The sequence below is a fragment of the Kitasatospora sp. A2-31 genome (genome assembly GCF_022288725.1).
GTDB lineage: Bacteria > Actinomycetota > Actinomycetes > Streptomycetales > Streptomycetaceae > Kitasatospora.
Window position 1 is genome coordinate 274617 of the sequence record NZ_JAKNTA010000006.1, and the last position, 18917, is coordinate 293533.

An 18917-nucleotide genomic window follows, 5' to 3' on the forward strand; every position below is an offset into this window, starting at 1 on the left:
GTCGGCGACCCCTTGATCCCCAACTTCTTCTCCGGCGCCCCGAACGACACCCCCGCATCGCCCTTCTCCACCACGAACGCCGAGATCCCCCTCGACCGGGCCTGCGGATCCGTCACCGCCATCACCGTGTAGAACTCCGACACCCCGGCATTGGTGATCCACCGCTTCACCCCGTTCAACACCCAGAAGTCCCCGTCCCGCACCGCCCGGGTCTTCATCCCCGCCGCGTCCGAACCCGCCTCCGGCTCCGACAGGCAGTACGAGAACATCCCCTCACCCCGGGCCAGCGCCCCCAGGTACTTCGCCTTCAACTCCTCCGACCCCGACAGCTGCACCGGCAGCGAACCCAGCTTGTTCACCGCCGGGATCAACGACGACGAGGCGCACACCCGCGCCACCTCCTCGATCACGATCACCGTCGCCAGCGCGTCCGCCCCCGCACCACCGAACTCCTCCGGCACGTGCACCGCGTGCAGGTCATTGCCCTGCAACGCGTCCAACGCCTCCTGCGGGAACCGACCCTGCTCGTCCACCTCCGCCGCGAACGGAGCGATCTTCGCCTCGGCCAGCGAACGCACCGCCTCACGGAGCATCTCGTGCTCCTCGGAGATCCGGAAGAGATCGAAGTCCGCCGCCCCTGCGCTGCCCGCCATGATGCCCGCCTCGTCGAGTTCGGATGGTGCCGTGAAGTCCCGGTTAATTACCGTTAAGTAGAGATCCTAGGGCTCCGACCTGCGGCTGCCTAGATCAGTCGACGTCCGTGCCGAGGGTGTCGCCGGCCCGGTGATCGCGGAAGTACTGCGGCATCCGGTCGTTGCGCATCGCCTCCCAGAGCTGCGCGGCGGGGCGCTCGTCCAGCAGCACCACGCTCTGCCCGTCCCGGGTGTCGAAGCCGCCGAACGGAGCGTTCATGAACCGGACGTCGTCCGGGCGCAGCGAGCGCAGGCTCCAGGCGAGTCGGAACAGGTCGGTGTTGGAGAACCGGTCGTCGACGCTGACCACCTCGCCGACCGACTGCAGCAGGCCGCCCAGCCTGGCCGGGCTGGTCAGGGTGCCGGAGTCCATGATGCGCAGCATCAGCGAACGGAGGAAGTTCTGCTGCCGCTTGGTGCGGTCGAGGTCCCCGCCCGGCAGGCCGTACCGCTCGCGGACGTACAGCAGGGCCTGAGCGCCGTCCATGTGGTGGGTGCCGGCCTCCCAGGCGCGGGCCTCGCCGACCGCCTCGATGGTGCGCGGGATGGTGATGTCCACCCCGCCGACGGCGTCGGTGAGCGCCCGGAAGCCGTTCCAGTCGATCACGGCGAGGTGGTCGATCCGGATGCCGGTGAGGTTCTGCACGGTCTCGGTCATCAGCGCCGGACCGCCCCAGGAGTAGGCCGCGTTCAGCTTGGCCCGACCGTGACCGGGGACGTCCGCCCAGGTGTCGCGGGGCAGCGAGACCAGGGAGGCGCTGCGGCGGTCCTCGGAGAGGTGCAGCAGCATCATGGTGTCGCTGCGGGCCGCCCCCGCCCGCCAGGCCGGGGCGCGGGCGGCGCTCCCGGTGGTCGGGACGTCGGAACGTGCGTCCAGGCCGACCAGCAGCAGGTTGAGGCCGCTCGCCGGGACGGGTCGCGGCTGGGCGGACTCCGCTGCGGTGGGGAAGGCGTCCGGGATGCGGGTGACCGAGGAGGCGTAGTGCTGGGCCACCCAGTACACGGTGCCGCCGGCCCCGAGGGCCAGCACCAGCAGGGCGGAGAGCGTCCAGAGCAGGGCGCGGCGCGTGCGGCGGCGACGGGCGGGCGGGTCGGGGCCGTCGTCCCCCTGCGGGCCGTCCGCCGCGCCGTCCTCGCCGCCCCTCGGCTCGAAGAGGCTCAAGCCAGGCCCGGGGTGCGCGGATTCCGCGGGGAGCGCGGACCCCTCCGGGCACGGCGGGTCGTCGGGGCACGGCGGGTCGTCCGGGCACGGCGGGTCGTCCGGGCACGGCGGCCCGTCCGGGCGTGGCGGGTCGTCCGGGCGTGGCGGGTCGTCCGGGCGTTCGGGCTTCGGATCCATGCGCGCATTGTGCCGTCGGTCACATCCGCCGCGCCGGGGTTCGGCCGGATCGCCGCGCAACTCCGGCGCCGGGCCGGAAACGGAGCCCCCGCCGGCCGGAACATCGCTCCTGCTGGGACGGCCTGGGCGGGGTAGGAGGCGGCGGATAGCATCGGGGTCGCACGTCCTGTCCGTCCAGCCGACCAGGCCCCCCGGTCGACATCCTGCAAAGGGGAACCCGTGACCCTCCGCATCTCCGTGATCGGCACCGGTTACCTCGGCGCCACCCACGCCGCTGCCATGGCGGAGTTCGGCTTCGAGGTGCTGGGTCTGGACATCGACCCCGACAAGATCGCCATGCTGACCGCCGGACGGGTCCCGATGTACGAGCCGGGCCTGTCCGAGCTGCTGCTCAAGCACGTGGCCGGCCACGAGGGCTCGACCGGACGGCTGCGCTTCACCACCTCCGCCCAGGAGGCCGCGGAGTTCGGCGACGTGCACTTCATCTGCGTCAACACCCCGCAGCGCAAGGGGGAGTTCGCCGCCGACATGTCGTACGTGGACGCCGCGATCGACGCACTGGCCCCGCACCTGACCCGCCCGGTGCTGGTGGTCGGCAAGTCCACCGTCCCGGTCGGTTCGGCGGGCCGACTGGCCGAGCGGCTGGCCACCCGGGCACCGGTCGGCGAGGGCGCCGAACTCGCCTGGAACCCGGAGTTCCTGCGCGAGGGCTTCGCCGTCCAGGACACCCTGCGCGCGGACCGGATCGTGGTCGGCGTCCGCAGCGAGCGCGCCGAGCAGCTGCTGCGCGAGGTGTACGCGGACCCGATCGCGGCCGGGGTGCCGTTCGTGGTCACCGACTTCGCCACCGCCGAGCTGGTCAAGGCCGCCGCCAACTCCTTCCTCGCCACCAAGATCTCGTTCATCAACGCGATGGCCGAGGTCTGCGAGGCGGCCGGCGCGGACGTCACGCTGCTCTCGGACGCGCTCGGCTACGACGAGCGGATCGGCCGCAAGTTCCTCAACGCCGGTCTCGGCTTCGGCGGCGGCTGCCTGCCCAAGGACATCCGGGCGTTCATGGCCCGGGCGGGCGAGCTCGGCGCCGACCAGGCGCTGACCTTCCTGCGCGAGGTCGACTCGATCAACATGCGCCGCCGCTCCCGGATGGTCGAGCTGGCCCGCGAGCAGTGCGACGGCGGTTTCCTGGGCCGTCGGGTGGCCGTCCTCGGCGCCGCGTTCAAGCCGAACTCGGACGACATCCGGGACTCCCCCGCGCTCAACGTGGCCGCCCAGATCCAGCTCCAGGGCGCGCAGGTCACGGTGTACGACCCGAAGGCGACGGACAACGCCCGCAAGATGTTCCCCGGCCTGGCCTACGCCGGGTCCGCGCTGGAGGCCGCGGAGGGGGCGCACGTCGTCCTGCACCTCACCGAGTGGCAGGAGTTCCGCGAGCTGGACCCGGCCGAGCTGGGCGAGGTCGTCGCCGAGCGGCGTCTCCTCGACGGCCGCAACGCGCTGGACGCCGACGCCTGGCGGGCGGCCGGCTGGACGTACCGGGCCCTGGGCCGCCCGAGCTGAGCCGCGCCCGCGCCCGGCCGGGGGCGGCCTTCCGAGGCCGGCCCTCCAGGTGAACGACGGAGGCCGAAGGCCCGCCGGGCGCTCTCGCGCGCCCGACGGGCCCCGCTCCGCCTGCCCCGCCCGGTCGCTACCGGCGGGCCGGGCCGAGCCGGGGGATCTCGATGGCGGGGCACTTGTCCATCACCATCTCCAGCCCGGCGGCCCTGGTCCGCTCGTACGCCGCCGCGTCGATCACGCCGAGCTGGAACCAGACGGCCCCGGCCCCGATGGCGGCGGCCTCGTCGGCGACCCGGCCGGCCAGGTCGGAGCGGACGAACACGTCCACCACGTCGACCTCGAAGGGGATCTCCGCCAGGGAGGCGTAGCCCTTCTCACCGTGGACCGTCTCCGCCTTCGGGTGCACCGGCACGATCCGCTTGCCGAAGCGCTGCAGCACGTCGGCCACCCCGTACGCCGCTCGCCGCTGGTTCGACGAGAGGCCGACCACGGCCCACGTGTCGCCCAGCTCGGTCAGGATCCTGCGGACCGTGTCCGGGTCGCCGTACATGCCCTGCCTCCTCGCCTCCGGGAACTCGCCAGCTCCAGCGCCGGTGGACCCCGGGCCATTCCCGTCCGGGGCCCGGGAGCCGGAGCCGGACCTCATCGGCCGTCGAGCTGCGCGAGGGTGGCGATGGACGGCCGGCGGCCCTCGGCGCGCAGGCGGGCCGCGACCCCCTCGGCGTCGCGCAGGACGCGGACGGCGTTGTGCCAGGTGAGCTTGGCCAGGTCGGCCTCCGACCAGCCCCGGCGCAGCAGTTCGGCGATCAGGTTCGGATAGCCGGCCACCGAGTCCAGGCCGGCCGGGAGGAAGGCGGTGCCGTCGAAGTCCCCGCCGATGCCGATGTGGTCGACGCCGGCCACCTCGCGCATGTGGTCGAGGTGGTCGGCCACGGTGACCGGGGTGGCGACCGGGCGCGGGTTGGCCTGCTCGAAGGCGCGCTGGCAGGCCATCGCGGCAGGGGTGGTGTCGAGGTGGTCGAAGCCGTGGGCGCGCATGTTCTCGTCCGCGGCGGCGGTCCACTCGATGGCCGCGGGCAGGATGAACTTCGGCACGAAGGTGGCCATCGCCACGCCGCCGTTGCCGGCGAGCGCGGCGAGCACGTCGTCCGGGACGTTGCGCGGGTGGCCGCAGACGGCCCGCGCGGAGGAGTGCGAGAAGACCACCGGCGCCTCGGTGACGCGCAGCGCGTCGCGCATGGTGTCGGCGGAGACGTGCGAGAGGTCGACCAGCATGCCGAGCCGGTTCATCTCCCGGACGACCTCCTCGCCGAACGCGGTGAGACCGCCGGCGGACGGCTCGTCGGTGGCCGAGTCGGCCCACGGGGTGTTGTCGTTGTGGGTCAGCGTCAGGTAGCGGACGCCGAGGTCGTACAGCGCCCGCAGGGTGGCGAGCGAGCAGTCGATGGAGTGGCCGCCCTCGGCGCCCATCAGGGAGGCGATCCGGCCCTCGGCGCGGGCGGCCTCCACGTCGTCCGCGGTGAGGGCGAGCCGGAGCCGGTCGGGGAAGCGCTCGGCCAGCGTCCGGACGAAGTCGATCTGCTCCAGCGTCGCGCTGACCGCGTGGTCGCCGGCCAGCCGGGAGGGGACGTAGACGGACCAGAACTGCGCGCCGACCCCGCCCGCGGCCAGGCGGGCGAGGTCGGTGTGCAGGCGGGCGCTCTGGTCGGCGGCCAGATCGAGCGCGTCGAGGTCGTAGCCGACCTGCTCGCGCATCGCCCACGGCAGGTCGTTGTGCCCGTCCACCACGGGCGCGGCGCGCAGCAGAGCCCGGGCGCGCTCCAGCAGGGCGGTGGCGGAGGAGGGATCCAGCAGCTCAGAGGTCATACGAGCTGTTGTATCCGACAGGACTACTTTCCAAAGCCGAAGGAGGAGGAACCCGCCACCTTGGCCCTGAGCTTCTTGCCCTTCTCGGTGGCCTGGCTGTTCAGCTCGGCCTGGAAGTCGGTCATCCGCTCGGTCAGCTCCGGGTCGAACGCGGCGAGCATCCGCACCGCCAGCAGGCCCGCGTTGCGCGCGCCCGCCACCGAGACGGTCGCCACCGGCACGCCGGCCGGCATCTGGACGATCGACAGCAGGCTGTCCATGCCGTCCAGGTAGCGCAGCGGCACCGGCACGCCGATGACCGGCAGCGGGGTGACCGAGGCGAGCATGCCCGGCAGGTGGGCGGCGCCGCCGGCGCCCGCGATGATCGCCTTCAGGCCGCGCGCGTGGGCGTTCTCGCCGTAGGCGACCATCTCGCGCGGCATCCGGTGGGCGGAGACGACGTCCACCTCGTACGGGATCTCGAACTCGTCGAGGGCCTGGGCGGCGGCCTCCATCACGGGCCAGTCGGAGTCCGAGCCCATCACGATGCCGACGAGGGGGGTGCTCGCGTCGGCGCTCGAACGGGGGTGGTGGCCGGGCGACGGGTGGGTCATTCGGTGATCGTTCCTCGCAGGTAGGCGGCCGCGTGACGGGCGCGCTCGCGGACGTCGTCGAGGTCGTCCCCGAAGACGTTGACGTGGCCGACCTTGCGGCCGGGCTTCACGTCCTTCCCGTACATGTGGATCCTCAGGCCCGGGTCGCGGGCCATGCAGTGCAGGAAGGCGTGGTACATGTCCGGGTAGTCGCCGCCGAGGACGTTGACCATGACGGTCCACCTGGCGCGCGGGCGGGGGTCGCCGAGGGGCAGGTCGAGCACGGCCCGCAGGTGGTTCTCGAACTGCGAGGTGACGGCGCCGTCCTGGCTCCAGTGCCCGGAGTTGTGCGGGCGCATGGCCAGCTCGTTGACCAGGATCCGGCCGTCCCGGGTCTGGAACAGCTCGACCGCGAGGTGGCCGGTGATGCCCAGCTCGCCGGCGATCCGCAGGGCCAGTTGCTGGGCCTCGTCGGAGAGGGCCGGGTCCAGGTCGGGCGCCGGCGCGGTGACCTCGGCGCAGACACCGTTCTCCTGGACGCTCTCCACCACGGGGTAGGCGACGGCCTGGCCGCTGGGCGAGCGGACCACGTTGGCGGCCAGCTCGCGCACGAAGTCGACCTTCTCCTCGGCCAGCACCGGCACGCCGGCCAGGAACGGCGCCTGCGCCTGCTGCTCGTCGTCGATGACCCAGACGCCCTTGCCGTCGTAGCCGCCGCGAACGGTCTTCAGCACGACCGGGTAGCCGGAGCCCTCGGCCGCGAAGGCGGTGACGTCGGCCGGGTCGGCGACGATCCGGTGCCGCGGGCAGGGGACGCCGATGGCGTCGAGCCGGGCCCGCATGACGCCCTTGTCCTGGGCGTTGACCAGCGCGTCCGGGCCGGGGCGGACGGCGATGCCGTCGGCCTCCAGGGCCCGCAGGTGCTCGGTCGGCACGTGCTCGTGGTCGAAGGTGACGACGTCGCAGCCGGCCGCGAAGCGGCGGAGCGTGTCGAGGTCGCGGTAGTCACCGAGGACGACGTCGGACACCACCTGCGCGGCGGAGTCCTGGGGCGTGTCGGCGAGGAGCTTGAACCTGACCCCGAGCGGGATACCCGCCTGGTGTGCCATGCGGGCCAGCTGCCCACCGCCGATCATGCCCACCACTGGAAAATTCGCATTGCCCGGGGAAGTCACGCGGCCCAGGATATCCGGGCCGGTCGGGGGCGGTGGAACCACCACCGCGGCCGATGGACCGGACGCGCGTAGATGTCAACCCGACGCCCTCGGGGCTGAGCCGATCGGCGGAAGCGGGTAGCCTGGTTCGCCAGGTCCTGCTACGCGCGGTCAGATCATGTGTGTGCACGCAGGGCTCCAGGGGTCAGCCGAGCACCCGCTCCGGGCCCCCTCGTCGGCAGGTACATGGAGGCAGCCCGGTATGGCGACGACCACGGCGTCGAACCCCTCGCTGGCGCAGAAGCTGCGCGGACTGTCGGGCGAGGTGGTGAAGTTCGCCATCGTCGGCCTGAGCGGTGTGGTGGTCAACTTCGCCGTGTTCTGGATCTGCATCAACGGGCTCCACCTGGCCTCGCTGCGGTCGAACATCGCGGCCACGCTGGTGGCCATCGCCACCAACTACCTCGGCTACCGCTACTGGCTGTACCGCGACCGCGACGCGGCCTCGCGCAAGCGCGAGATCACGCTCTTCCTGCTCTTCAGCGGCGCCGGCATGCTGATCGAGACCGGGGTGCTGGGCTTCTCGGTCTACGTCCTGGGCCTGGACTCGCACTTCGAGCAGCTGGCCGCGAAGGTCGCCGGCCTCGCGGTGGCCACGGTGTTCCGCTTCGTCTCGTACCGGACCTGGGTGTTCACGGCGATCCCCGAGCCGGAGGCCGCCGAGGGCGAGGCGCCCGGCCTGGTCGCCCAGGCCGAACTGATGCTGGCCGCCGAGGAGATCCGGTACGCCAAGGCCGAGTAGGCGCCGGAGTCCACTTGCCCGGGCCGCCGGGACGAGAGGACAGTGGTCTTACCGGGGCGAGCACGGCCGGCGGACGATCGAGGCCGAGGGGGGTTACCCAGGAGGCTCGCCATGGCGTTCGTCCAGATCATCGACTGCAAGACCGACCGGGTGGACGACCTCAACCGGCTCATGGACACGTGGGCCGAGCAGACCAGGGGCAGGCGCACGGCGGGCCACGCGATGGTGGCCACGGACCGCTCCGACACCAAGCACGTCGTGGAGATCGTGGAGTTCCCCTCCTACGAGGAGGCCATGCGGAACTCCAACCTGCCCGAGACCGACCGGATCTTCCGCGAGATGGTGGCGCTCTGCGACGAGCCGCCGACCTTCACCGACCTCGACGTGGTCCGCGACACCCGGTTCAACAAGGCGACCGCGGTCCGCGTCCTCGACGAACTCGCCAGGGGCAACCTCGATGTGATCGACGAGTGCATGGCCGCCGACTACCGCGACCACGACTACGGCAGCGAGGCCGACGCGATCGGCACGGCGGCGTTCAAGGAGCGTTGCAGGGGCTACGTGAACGCCTTCGACTTCAGCTTCGCGATCGAGAGCCGGCTCGCCGACGGCGACGAGGTCGCGCTCCGCTGGACCTGGAACGCCACGCAGAAGGCCGACTTCATGGGCGTCCCGTCCACCGGCAAGTCGGTGGTCGGACGCGGGACGACGACCTTCCGGTTCAAGGACGGCATGATCCAGGAAGGCTGGTGGCAGTGGGAAGTCATGGGTCTGATGAGGCAGCTGGGCATGATGCCGGGCTGACCCGGCTCCGCCCCGGACAGCGCTGGCCGTTCCTGCGGCTCCGCCCCAGACAGCGCTAGTCGTTCCTGCGGCTCCGCCCCAGACAGCGCTAGTCGTTCCTGCGGCTCCGCCCCAGGAAGAGCGCGAACACCGGCGGCTTCAGCGAGAGCAGTTCGAGCCGGCCGCCGTCCGCCTCCGCCAGGTCGCGGGCGACGGCCAGCCCGATGCCGGTGGAGTTGCGGCCGCTGACCGCGCGCTCGAAGACCCGGTTGCCGAGCTCCGGCGGCACCCCCGCGCCCTGGTCCTGCACCTCGACCACCAGCGACGTCCCGGACGGCCGCACCCGCAGCGTGATCGTCCCGGCGCCGTGCATCAGCGAGTTCTCGATCAGGGTGGCCAGGACCTGCGCCACCGTGCCCGGCGTGCCGACCGCGGTGACCCCGTGCAGGCCCTCCACCTGGAGCACCCGGCCGGTGCCGCGCAGCGACGGGCCCCACTCCTCCACCTGCTGCTTGATCACTTCGTCGAGGTCGAAGGCGACCGCGGTGGGGCTGCGCGGGTCCCGCTGGGTGGTGAGCAGCCGCTGGACGACGTCGGTGAGCCGCTCGACCTGCTGGAGGGCGATGGTCGCCTCCTCCTTGACGGTGTCCGGCTCCTCGGCGAGCGCGGTGATCTCCTCCAGCCGCATCGAGAGCGCGGTGAGCGGGGTGCGCAGCTGGTGCGAGGCGTCGGCGGCGAGCCGCCGCTCGGCGGTGAGCATCCGGGCGATCCGCTCGGCGCTGACGTCCAGGACCTCGGCGACCCGGTCGAGCTCCGGGACGCCGTAGCGTCGGTCGCGGGGGCGGGGGTCGCCGGAGCCGAGCCGCTCGGCGGTCTCGGCGAGGTCGGTGAGAGGGCGGGCGAGCCGCTTGGCCTGCCAGACGGCGAGGGCGACGGCGGCCTGGACGGCGAGCAGGGCGACCACGCCGAGCAGCAGCAGCATGTTCGCGATCTCGTGGTCGACCGGCGCCCGGGACTGCTCCACGGTGACGGTCTCGCCGCTGGCGCCCTGCTCGACGGCCTTCAGCAGGTGGTCCCCCTCCGGCCGGGTGCCGCTGGAGACGATCGGCTGACCGGGGATGTCCACCTCGACGTACTGGCCGTCGGTCACCTGGTTGGCGAACTTGTCGCCGGTGACCGGCTCGCCGGCCGCCAGCCGGTTCTCCACCAGGGCGAGCACCCTTACGGCCGCGGCGTCGACGCGGTCCTGGGCGGCGTTGACGATGGTGCGCTTCTCGACCAGGGCGAGCGGCACGCAGAACACGACGACCACCACCAGGACGACGCCGAGCAGCGAGTTGATCATCCGGCGTTTCACGCTGCCGCTCCCCGTGGTGCTGTAGAACCGGGCCGGGGCGGGCGCCCCTTGACCGGGCCCAGGGCCTGTCCTGTGGATCAGCCCTAATTCTTCTCGAACCGGAAACCCACCCCGCGCACGGTGGCGATGTACCGGGGGTTGGCCGCGTCGTCGCCGAGCTTCTTGCGCAGCCACGAGATGTGCATGTCGAGCGTCTTGGTGGAGGTCCACCAGGTGGTGTCCCAGACCTGGCGCATGATCTCCTCGCGGGTGACCACCCGGCCGGCGTCCCGTACGAGCACCCGCAGCAGCTCGAACTCCTTGGCGGAGAGGGTGAGCTCCTCCTCGCCCAGCCAGGCGCGGTGCGACTCAATGTCGATCTTCACCCCGTGCGCACCGGTGGTGAGCTGGTCGACGTTGCCGCGCCGGAGCAGGGCCCGGACCCGGGCCAGCAGCTCGGCGAGGCGGAACGGCTTGGTCACGTAGTCGTCGGCCCCCGCGTCGAGGCCGACCACCGTGTCCACCTCGTCGGCGCGGGCCGTGAGCACCAGGACGGGGCAGCTCTTGCCGTCCGCGCGCAGGCGCCGGCAGACCTCCAGGCCGTCCATCTCCGGCAGCCCGAGGTCGAGGACGACGAGATCCACCTCCTCGGTGAGCCCGGCGGCCAGCGCGGTCGGGCCGTCCTCCCGGACGAGCACCTCGTACCCCTCGCGTCGCAGGGCCCGGGCGAGGGGTTCGGAGATCGCCGGATCGTCCTCGGCGAGCAGCACACAGGTCATGTGGTGATGGTAGTCCGCCGGGGTATGGCCGTTGTCGCTGTGAGGTAGTTCACAGAGCGTGATCGTTATACGGACGGCGAACACCGCTCAACGAACCGCTCCCGACCGCGCGTTCGGCGAAGATTCTGCTTTTCGATCTTCAATCCGAAGGAATTCCGGCGGCCGGACCATGGATCGAACAAGCTAGCCTGTCGCAGGCTTTACCGTCGGCATACCTAATTGCCACGTTTTGTCAGCCGATGCCGCCAAATATCGCCACGTACAGTGGTTCCGTCCACGTCCGCCTCCACCCCCCTTGGCGGACGCTGTCAGGCAAGGAACCCCTACACATGGCGTCTACGACCCTGGACGCCGGCCTCAAGCCGGCCTCTCCCAGCGGCAAGACCTTCCTCGGGCACCCCCGTGGACTCGCCACTCTCTTCATGAGCGAGATGTGGGAGCGCTTCAGCTACTACGGCATGCGCGCCCTGCTGGTCCTCTACATGACGGCCTCCGTCGCAGAGGGCGGCCTCGGCATGAAGGCGGCCGTCGCCGCCGCCGTCTACAGCGTGTACACGGCGATGGTCTACCTGCTCGCCCTCCCGGGCGGCTGGATCGCGGACCGCTTCCTCGGTGCCCGCAAGACCGTCGCGGTCGGCGGTGTGATCATCATGATCGGCCACTTCCTGCTGGCCGTGCCGATGAGCGCGTCGTTCTTCGTCGGTCTGGCGTTCATCGCGATCGGCTCCGGCCTGCTGAAGGCCAACATCTCGACGATGGTCGGCCACCTCTACGACGGGCCGAACGACCCGCGTCGCGACGGCGGCTTCACGATCTTCTACATGGGCATCAACCTCGGTGCCTTCGCCGCCCCGCTGGTCATCGGCACCGTCGGCCAGAGCGTGAACTGGCACCTCGGCTTCGCGCTCGCCGGCGTCGGCATGGCGCTCGGCCTGACCCAGTTCCTGCTGGGCACCCGCCACCTGAGCCCGAAGAGCGACGTGGTCACCTCGCCGATCTCGGCCGCCGAGAAGAGCGCGATCTTCAAGAAGGCCGGCATCTGGCTGGGCCTGGCCGCCGTCTTCTACGCGGTCGTCACGCTGACCGGCCACTTCACCATCAACTGGGCGATCTGGCCGCTGTCGATCGCGGGCATCGCGATCCCGGTCTTCGTCTTCTCCAAGGTGAAGCGGGACAAGGACCTCGACGAGACCGAGCAGTCCCGGATGAGCGGCTACATCTGGTTCTTCGTCGCCGCCGCCGTGTTCTGGATGATCTACGACCAGTCCGGCTCGACGCTGAGCATCTTCGCGGACGAGAACACCGCGTCCACGCTGTTCGGGTTCAACTTCCCGTCGACCTGGTTCCAGTCGCTGAACCCGCTGTACATCATGGCGCTGGCCCCGGTCTTCGCCTGGCTCTGGGTGGCCCTGTCCCGCAAGGGCAAGAACCCCAGCACCACCATGAAGTTCGCCTTCGGTCTGCTGATGATCGGCGGCTCCTTCCTGGTCATGATGCTGGCGATGGGCGCCGCCGCCGGCGGCACCAAGGTCACCCCGCTCTGGCTGGCCATGGTCTACCTGGTCCAGACCGTCGGCGAGCTGACCCTCTCGCCGGTCGGCCTCTCCGTCACCACCAAGCTGGCCCCGGCGAAGTACGCCAGCCAGATGATGGGTGTCTGGTTCCTCGCCGTCACCGCCGGTGACTGCGTCGCGGCCATCTTCCAGCTCGTGCTCGGCGACGAGGTGGTCGGATCCACCGGGTACTTCGCCTTCCAGGGTGCGATGGCCATCGTGGCCGGCGTCGGCCTGGCGATGTACCGCAAGAAGGTCGTGAAGCTGATGGGCGACGTGCACTGACGCCCAGCCGACCTGGCACCGGCTCCGGGGCCGCTGCGGATTCCTGAGATCCGCGGCGGCCCCGGTCGCGTTCCCGGCCCGGTCGCCTCCCGGCCCCGGTCGCGTTCGCGTTCCCGGCACCGGCCCCGCTCCCGGCACCGGCCCCGCCTCCGCCGCCGGTTCGTGCGAGGGTGACGGGATGCCGACCGACTCACTGCCCCGTCAGCTCGCCCTCACCCGGCGCTTCACCCTCGGCGCCCCCACCGCACCGGCCGTCTCCGCCGACGGCCGCACCGTGCTCTTCCTGCGCAGCCGGGGCGGCGACGACCCGGTCTCCTGCCTCTGGGCGCTCGACACCGCCACCGGCGCGGAGCGGCTGCTCGCCGACCCCGCCGCGCTCGGCGCCGCCGACGCCACCCTCCCCGAGGCCGAGCGGATCCGCCGCGAGCGCGCCCGGGTGCTGACCACCGGCATCACGGCCTTCGGCACCGACGGCACCGGCCGGCTCGCCGTCTTCGCCCTCCACGGCGCGCTCTGGCTCGTGGACGGCGCCGACGGCGCGGTCCGCAACGTCCCCACCGCCGCCCCGGTGTACGACCCGCGCCTCGACCGGGCCGGCCGCCGGATCGCCTACGTCGGCGGGGGCGCCCTGCGCGTGGTCGGCACCGACGGCCGCGGCGACCGGGCGCTCGCCGAGCCCGAGCACGAGGAGGTGGCGTACGGGACGGCCGAGCACGTCGCCGCCGAGTCGATGTACCGCACCCGCGGCCACTGGTGGGCGCCCGACGGCACCGCGCTGCTCGCGGCCCGCGTCGACGACCGTCCGCTGAGCCGCCTCCACCTCGCCGACCCGGCCGAGCCGCAGCGGCCGCCGCGGACGGTCCGCTACCCGCTGGCCGGCACCGCCAACTCCGACGTCTCGCTCTGGCTCCTCCCCCTCGACCCGGACCGTCCCGGGGACCGCACCGAGGTCCGTTGGGACCGGGCCGGCTACGAGTACCTCGCCGCCGCCGGCTGGGACGACCACGGCCCGTACGCCGCCGTGCAGAGCCGCGACCAGCGCACCGTCCGCACCCTGGCGATCGCCCCGGACGGCGCCACGAGCGTCCTGGCCGAGCAGCGCGACGAGCACTGGGTCGAGCTGGTCCCAGGCCTGCCGGTCCGCACGGCGTCCGGGGCGCTGGTCGGCTCCGCCGACCTCGGCGGGACCCGCCACCTCGACGTGGCCGGCGAACCCGTCACCCCGGCCGGGCTGCAGCTGCGCGAGGTGCTCGGGACCGAGGGCGAGCAGGTGCTGTTCACCGCCACCGAGGAGCCCACCGAGACCCACCTCTGGCTGTACGGGCCCGCCGCCGGCCTGCGCCGGCTGAGCGCCGGGCCCGGTCTGCACACCGGTGTGCGGCGCGCCGGCACGCTCGTGCTCACCACCCGGGCCTCCGGCGCCCCGGCCGGCCGGACCACCGTCCTGTCCGAGGGCCGCCCGGCGCTCCCGCTGGCCTCGTACGCGCAGGCGCCCGTCCTCACCGCCCGGCCGGAGCTGCTCCGGCTCGGCCCGCGCGGGCTCTGCGCCGCGCTCTTCCTGCCCGCCGGCCACGGCCCCGCGGACGGCCCGCTGCCGGTCCTGCTCGACCCGTACGGCGGGCCGGCCCTGCAGAAGGTCACCACCGGCGGCGGCTGGCCGGAGCTGGTCTCGCAGTGGTTCGCCGACCAGGGCTTCGCCGTGCTGGTCGTCGACGGCCGCGGCACCCCCGGCCGCGGGCCCCGCTGGGACAAGGAGGTCTTCGGGGACAAGGCCACCCCGGCCCTGGAGGACCAGGTCGAGGGGCTGCACGAGGCCGCCCGGCTGCGGCCCGGGCTGCTCGACCTCGACCGGGTCGCGATCCGCGGCTGGTCCTACGGCGGCTACCTCGCCGCGCTCGCCGTGCTGCGGCGGCCGGACGTCTTCCACGCCGCCGTCGCCGGAGCCGCGCCCACGGACCAGCGGCTCTACGACACCCACTGGCAGGAGCGGTTCCTCGGCCACCCCGGCGAGCACCCCGAGCGCTACGACGCCTGCTCGCTGCTCGCCGACGCGCCGCGACTGCGCCGTCCGCTGCTGCTGGTCCACGGCCTCGCCGACGACAACGTGTTCCCGGTCCACGCCCTGCGGCTCTCCGGCGCGCTGCTCGCGGCCGGGCGCCCGCACGAGGTGCTACCGCTCAGCGGCACCACCCACACCCCCACGGACGAGGCGGTGGCGGAGAACCTGCACCACCACCAGCTGGACTTCCTGAAGCGCTCGCTCGGCCTCGCCTGACGCCGGCCCCGCCCGGGGGCCGTCCGAGGCCCGCCCCCCGCACGCGAGGGGCCCCGCGCCCCCGGTGCGGGACGGGGGCCCCTCGCGGTGCACCGGTCAGACCTCGCGCACGCCCGCCCGCCAGACGGCCGCCGTCAGCGGCACGCCCGGCCGGTACGCGAGGTGCACGTGTGAGGGGGCCTCCAGCAGCTGCAGGTCCGCGCGGGCGCCCACGGCCACCGTCCCGACGTCCGTCCGCCGCAGCGCGTGCGCGCCGCCCGCGGTGGCCGCCCAGACCGCCTCGTCCGGCGTCATCCCCATCTCCCGCACCGCGACCGCGATGCAGAACGGCATCGAACTGGTGAAGCTGGAGCCCGGGTTGCAGTCGGTGGAGAGCGCCACCACGGCGCCCGCGTCGAGCAGCCGGCGCGCGTCCGGGTAGGCGGCGCGGGTTGAGAACTCCGCGCCGGGCAGCAGCGTCGCCACGGTGGCCGAGCCGGCCAGCGCCGCCACGTCCTCGTCGGTCAGGTGGGTGCAGTGGTCGGCGGAGGCCGCGCCCAATTCGACGGCGAGCTGCACACCGGGACCGTAGGAGAGCTGGTTGGCGTGCACCCGGGGGGTGAGACCGCGCTCGATGCCGGCGGTCAGGATCGCCCGCGCCTGGTCCCCGTCGAAGGCGCCGTTCTCGCAGAACACGTCCACCCAGCGGGCGTACGGCGCGCAGGCGTCCAGCATCTCGCCGGTGACCAGGTCCACGTAGCCGGCCGGGTCGTCCGCGTACTCGGGGGCGACCACGTGGGCGCCGAGGTAGGTGGTCTCGGGGGTGTACGAGGAGGCGATCCGCAGGGCCCGCGCCTCGTCCGGCACGGTCAGCCCGTAGCCGGACTTGCACTCGATCGAGGTCGTCCCCTGACGCAGCGCCTCGCGGACGAACCGGGCCAGGTTGGCGTCCAGCTCGGCGTCGCTCGCGGCCCGGGTGGCGGCCACCGTGGTGCGGATGCCGCCGGCCGTGTACGACTGGCCGGACATCCGGGCGTTGAACTCGGCGGTGCGGTCGCCCGCGAACACCAGGTGGGCGTGCGAGTCGACGAAGCCCGGCAGCAGCGCCCGCCCCGCCGCGTCGAACCGCTCGTCGGCGGCGGGCGCCTCGGCGGCCCGGCCGACCCAGGCGATCGTGCCGCCGTCCACCACCACGGCCGCGTCGGTGAGCAGGCCCAGCGGCCCGGTGCCCTGCGCGGGGTCGTTGGTGACCAGGCTGCCGATGCCGGTGATCAGGGTGCTCGGCATGCCGTCGCTCCTGGAAGTGCTGGGGGTGCTCACGTCAGGCCTTTCGGGATGGACGAGGGGCGGGGCGGGGGCGGGGCCCCCGCCCCGCCCCGGGGGTCAACGGGATCTCTCAGCAGCTCAGTGCGGCGATCGAGGACTGCAGCGCGCCCGGGACGTCCGGCACCAGCTGGTGCACGCCGTCCTTGACCACGTGCCGGCCGCCGACCACCAGGTGCCGCACGTCGGCGGCCGAGGCGGCGAAGACCGCGATCTCTGCGCCGAGCCGGGAGGGCGGACCGGCGGTGCGCACGGAGTCCAGCGCGATCACGGTGAAGTCGGCCAGCGAGCCGGCCTCGATCCGCCCGGCCTCCGGCCAGCCGAGCGAGGCGTGCCCGTCCTCGGTGCCGGCCCGCAGCAGCGCGTTGGCCGTCCAGTGGCCGCGGGTGCGGGTGCGCAGCCGCTCGTCCAGCTCCAGCGCGCGGGCCTCCTCGAACGGGTCGATGACGGCGTGGCTGTCGCTGCCGAGCGTCACCGGGCAGCCGGCCGAGGCCAGTTGGCGGGCCGGGCCGATGCCGTCGGCGAGGTCCCGCTCGGTGGTGGGGCACATGCAGATGGTGGTGGAGGAGTCGGTGAGGAGCTTGACGTCCTCCTCCGTGAGGTGGGTGGCGTGCACCGCGGAGGTGCGCGGGCCGAGCGCGCCGTGGTCGGCGAGCAGCCGGGTCGGGGTGACGCCGTGCGCGGCGAGGCAGGCGTCGTTCTCGGCGGTCTGCTCGGAGAGGTGGACGTGCAGCGGCGCCTCGTGCATCGACGCCCAGTGCGCGACGGTGCCGAGCTGCTCGGCGGGCACCGCCCGGACCGAGTGGATCGCCGCGCCGATCCGGGCGTGCTCGCGCGGGCGCAGCGCGGCGGCGCGCTCGGCCCAGGCGTCGGCGTCGCCGTCGCTGAACCGGCGCTGCGGCTTGGTCGGCTCGGCGCCGAAGCCGGAGGAGAGGTAGCAGGTGTCCAGCAGGGTGATCCGGATGCCGGCCCGGGCGGCCGCCTCGATCAGCGCCTCGCCCATCGCGTTCGGGTCGTCGTAGCGGGTGCCGCCGGGTGCGTGGTGCAGGTAGTGGAACTCCCCGACCGCGGTGATGCCAGCGAGCGCCATCTCGGCGTAGACGGCGGTGGCGAGCGCCAGGTAGCTGTCCGGGTCCAGCGCGGTGGCGAACCGGTACATGGTGTCGCGCCAGGTCCAGAAGGTGCCGGAGCCGACCTGGACGTTGCCGCGCAGCGCCCGGTGGAAGGCGTGCGAGTGGGCGTTGGCCTGGCCGGGCAGCAGCAGCCCGTCCAGCCGGACCGCGCCGGGCGGGCAGGGCCCGCTGTCCGGCGTCACCTCGGCGATCCTGCCGCCGCTCCCGGTGGCGATCAGCACGTCCTGCTCGACCACCGGCCCGTTGACGTGGGGCAGCCAGGCGTACTGCGCCCAGTAGATCACTGACACGCCAGGTCCTCCAGTACGTCGGCGAGCGCGGCGACCCCGGCCAGGCAGTCGGCGGTCTCGGCGTGCTCGGCCGGGGAGTGCGAGACGCCGCTCGGGTTCCGCACGAACAGCATGGCGGTCGGGATCGCCGATGCCAGGATTCCGGCGTCGTGTCCCGCGCCGGTCGGCAGGACCGGCACGCTGCCGGGTGCCCCGTCGCGCTCCAGCCGGCGGGCCAGCCGGTCGCGCAGCGGGCCGTCGAAGTCCACCACCGGGGTGTAGGACTCGCGGGTCAGCGCGACCCGGACGCCGTCGCGCTCACCGCGTTCGTACGCGGCCCGCTCGATCTCCTCGACCAGCGCGGTGAGGGTCGCCTCGTCGGCGGCCCGGGAGTCCAGCCAGCCGCGGACCAGGGAGGCGATCGCGTTGGTGCCGTTGGGCTCCACCGCGACCTTGCCGAAGGTGGCCAGGGCGCCCGCCAGCTTCGCCTTCTTCCGGGCCGAGAGCACGGTGTTGGCGTAGGTGAGCATCGGGTCGCGGCGGTCCTCGATCCGGGTGGTGCCGGCGTGGTTGGCCTCGCCGTGGAAGTCGAAGCGCCAGCGGCCGTGCGGCCAGATCGCGCTGGCCACGCCGACCGGCTGGTCCTCGGCCAGGTAGCGGCCCTGCTCGACGTGCAGCTCGACGAAGGCGCCGATCCGGGCCAGCCGGTCGCCGTCCGCGCCGATGGCGGCGGGGTCGTAGCCCGCCCGCTCCATCGCGTCGGGCAGCCGGACGCCGTCGGCGTCGCGCAGCTCGTACGCGGCCTCCCTGCCGAGCACGCCGGCGGTCAGCCGGGAGCCGATGCAGGCCACGCCGAACCGGGCGCCCTCCTCGTCGCCGAAGTTGACGATCGCCAGCGGCTTGCCGAACCGGGCACCGCGCGAGCGCAGTTCGTCCAGGGCGGCGAAGGAGGAGACCACGCCGAGCGGGCCGTCGTAGGCGCCGCCGTCCGGGACGGAGTCCAGGTGCGAGCCGGTGACGACGGCGCCCTGGCCCTGCGGGTCGCCCAGCCAGGCCCACTGGTTGCCGTTGCGGTCCAGCTCGTAGGTCAGGCCGCGCTTGCGGGCCTGCTCCTCGAACCAGGCCCGGCACTCGGCGTCCGCGGAGTTCCAGGCGAAGCGGCGGTAGCCGCCGGAGGAGGCGGAGCGGCCCACGGGGAGCAGCTCCGCCCACATCTCCAGGAA

General features: G+C 73.2%; 16 protein-coding genes. 5 read left to right on the forward strand and 11 right to left on the reverse strand.

From position 1 onward, the window contains the following. Positions 1-653, reverse strand: a 653-nt coding sequence (locus tag MCM47_RS19185) for an acyl-CoA dehydrogenase family protein (protein WP_238863035.1), incomplete at its 3' end; no start/stop codon positions are given. 94 nt (positions 654-747) lie between these two features. Then, on the reverse strand, positions 748-1854 hold the full coding sequence (locus MCM47_RS19190; RefSeq protein ID WP_238862859.1) for an LCP family protein: 1107 nt from the start codon (positions 1852-1854) through the stop codon (positions 748-750). A 396-nt stretch (positions 1855-2250) separates the two neighbouring features. Between MCM47_RS19190 and MCM47_RS19195 the strand changes: the two genes are divergently transcribed. After that, positions 2251-3588: a UDP-glucose/GDP-mannose dehydrogenase family protein gene (locus tag MCM47_RS19195; protein ID WP_238862860.1), complete on the forward strand. Its 1338-nt coding sequence runs from the start codon at positions 2251-2253 to the stop codon at positions 3586-3588. A gap of 127 nt (positions 3589-3715) precedes the next feature. On the opposite strand, the gene MCM47_RS19200 is transcribed toward MCM47_RS19195, so the two are convergent. From MCM47_RS19200 to MCM47_RS19215, 4 genes are all read right to left on the reverse strand, one after another. Beyond that, positions 3716-4135, reverse strand: a complete 420-nt coding sequence (locus MCM47_RS19200) for a CoA-binding protein (protein ID WP_238862861.1) — start codon at positions 4133-4135, stop codon at positions 3716-3718. A 92-nt stretch (positions 4136-4227) separates the two neighbouring features. Continuing rightward, entirely contained in the window at positions 4228-5451 is a 1224-nt protein-coding gene (locus tag MCM47_RS19205; RefSeq protein WP_238862862.1) for a dipeptidase, read from the reverse strand. Positions 5452-5474: 23 nt separating this feature from the next. Further along, on the reverse strand, positions 5475-6044 hold the full coding sequence (gene purE / locus MCM47_RS19210; RefSeq protein ID WP_238862863.1) for a 5-(carboxyamino)imidazole ribonucleotide mutase: 570 nt from the start codon (positions 6042-6044) through the stop codon (positions 5475-5477). Next, positions 6041-7159 (reverse strand): 5-(carboxyamino)imidazole ribonucleotide synthase, encoded by a 1119-nt coding sequence (locus tag MCM47_RS19215; RefSeq protein ID WP_238862864.1) that lies wholly within the window; start codon positions 7157-7159, stop codon positions 6041-6043. The genes purE and MCM47_RS19215 overlap by 4 nt, the downstream gene beginning before the upstream one ends. A gap of 280 nt (positions 7160-7439) precedes the next feature. On the opposite strand from MCM47_RS19215, the gene MCM47_RS19220 reads away from it, so the two are divergent. Together MCM47_RS19220 and MCM47_RS19225 are read left to right on the forward strand one after the other, a co-directional pair. Further along, positions 7440-7979 (forward strand): GtrA family protein, encoded by a 540-nt coding sequence (locus MCM47_RS19220; RefSeq protein WP_238862865.1) that lies wholly within the window; start codon positions 7440-7442, stop codon positions 7977-7979. 111 nt (positions 7980-8090) lie between these two features. Further along, positions 8091-8783, forward strand: coding sequence for an ester cyclase (locus MCM47_RS19225; protein ID WP_238862866.1), 693 nt, complete (start codon positions 8091-8093; stop codon positions 8781-8783). 88 nt (positions 8784-8871) lie between these two features. Here the strand turns inward: MCM47_RS19225 and MCM47_RS19230 are convergent, their stop codons facing one another. After that, positions 8872-10119, reverse strand: coding sequence for an ATP-binding protein (locus MCM47_RS19230; RefSeq protein ID WP_238862867.1), 1248 nt, complete (start codon positions 10117-10119; stop codon positions 8872-8874). A gap of 83 nt (positions 10120-10202) precedes the next feature. Next, positions 10203-10877, reverse strand: coding sequence for a response regulator transcription factor (locus MCM47_RS19235; RefSeq protein WP_030290974.1), 675 nt, complete (start codon positions 10875-10877; stop codon positions 10203-10205). A gap of 329 nt (positions 10878-11206) precedes the next feature. Here MCM47_RS19235 and MCM47_RS19240 point away from each other — a divergent pair, with 329 nt between their 5' ends. Further along, on the forward strand, positions 11207-12715 hold the full coding sequence (locus MCM47_RS19240; RefSeq protein ID WP_238862868.1) for a peptide MFS transporter: 1509 nt from the start codon (positions 11207-11209) through the stop codon (positions 12713-12715). A 178-nt stretch (positions 12716-12893) separates the two neighbouring features. Further along, entirely contained in the window at positions 12894-14990 is a 2097-nt protein-coding gene (locus MCM47_RS19245) for a prolyl oligopeptidase family serine peptidase (protein WP_238862869.1), read from the forward strand. Between the two features lie 96 nt (positions 14991-15086). Here MCM47_RS19245 and hutI read toward each other — a convergent pair whose 3' ends face one another. The 3 genes from hutI to MCM47_RS19260 form a co-directional block, all read right to left on the reverse strand. Beyond that, the gene (gene hutI / locus MCM47_RS19250; protein ID WP_238862870.1) at positions 15087-16256 is read right to left on the reverse strand and encodes an imidazolonepropionase; all 1170 of its coding nucleotides are present in this window, start codon (positions 16254-16256) and stop codon (positions 15087-15089) included. A 109-nt stretch (positions 16257-16365) separates the two neighbouring features. Then, positions 16366-17715, reverse strand: a complete 1350-nt coding sequence (locus tag MCM47_RS19255) for a formimidoylglutamate deiminase (RefSeq protein WP_238862871.1) — start codon at positions 17713-17715, stop codon at positions 16366-16368. After that, positions 17706-18908 (reverse strand): allantoate amidohydrolase, encoded by a 1203-nt coding sequence (locus MCM47_RS19260; RefSeq protein ID WP_238863036.1) that lies wholly within the window; start codon positions 18906-18908, stop codon positions 17706-17708. The genes MCM47_RS19255 and MCM47_RS19260 overlap by 10 nt, the downstream gene beginning before the upstream one ends. Between the last annotated feature and the right edge of the window lie 9 nt (positions 18909-18917).

Excerpts from the sequence above, each read along its gene's own strand:
- MCM47_RS19215 (WP_238862864.1), bottom strand. The coding sequence starts at position 7,159 with ATGATCGGCGGTGGGCAGCTGGCCCGCATGGCACACCAGGCGGGTATC.
- MCM47_RS19220 (WP_238862865.1), top strand. The coding sequence starts at position 7,440 with ATGGCGACGACCACGGCGTCGAACCCCTCGCTGGCGCAGAAGCTGCGC.
- MCM47_RS19260 (WP_238863036.1), bottom strand. The coding sequence starts at position 18,908 with ATGTGGGCGGAGCTGCTCCCCGTGGGCCGCTCCGCCTCCTCCGGCGGC.
- MCM47_RS19235 (WP_030290974.1), bottom strand. The coding sequence starts at position 10,877 with ATGACCTGTGTGCTGCTCGCCGAGGACGATCCGGCGATCTCCGAACCC.
- MCM47_RS19225 (WP_238862866.1), top strand. The coding sequence starts at position 8,091 with ATGGCGTTCGTCCAGATCATCGACTGCAAGACCGACCGGGTGGACGAC.
- hutI (WP_238862870.1), bottom strand. The coding sequence starts at position 16,256 with ATGCCGAGCACCCTGATCACCGGCATCGGCAGCCTGGTCACCAACGAC.
- MCM47_RS19245 (WP_238862869.1), top strand. The coding sequence starts at position 12,894 with ATGCCGACCGACTCACTGCCCCGTCAGCTCGCCCTCACCCGGCGCTTC.
- purE (WP_238862863.1), bottom strand. The coding sequence starts at position 6,044 with ATGACCCACCCGTCGCCCGGCCACCACCCCCGTTCGAGCGCCGACGCG.
- MCM47_RS19200 (WP_238862861.1), bottom strand. The coding sequence starts at position 4,135 with ATGTACGGCGACCCGGACACGGTCCGCAGGATCCTGACCGAGCTGGGC.
- MCM47_RS19205 (WP_238862862.1), bottom strand. The coding sequence starts at position 5,451 with ATGACCTCTGAGCTGCTGGATCCCTCCTCCGCCACCGCCCTGCTGGAG.
- MCM47_RS19240 (WP_238862868.1), top strand. The coding sequence starts at position 11,207 with ATGGCGTCTACGACCCTGGACGCCGGCCTCAAGCCGGCCTCTCCCAGC.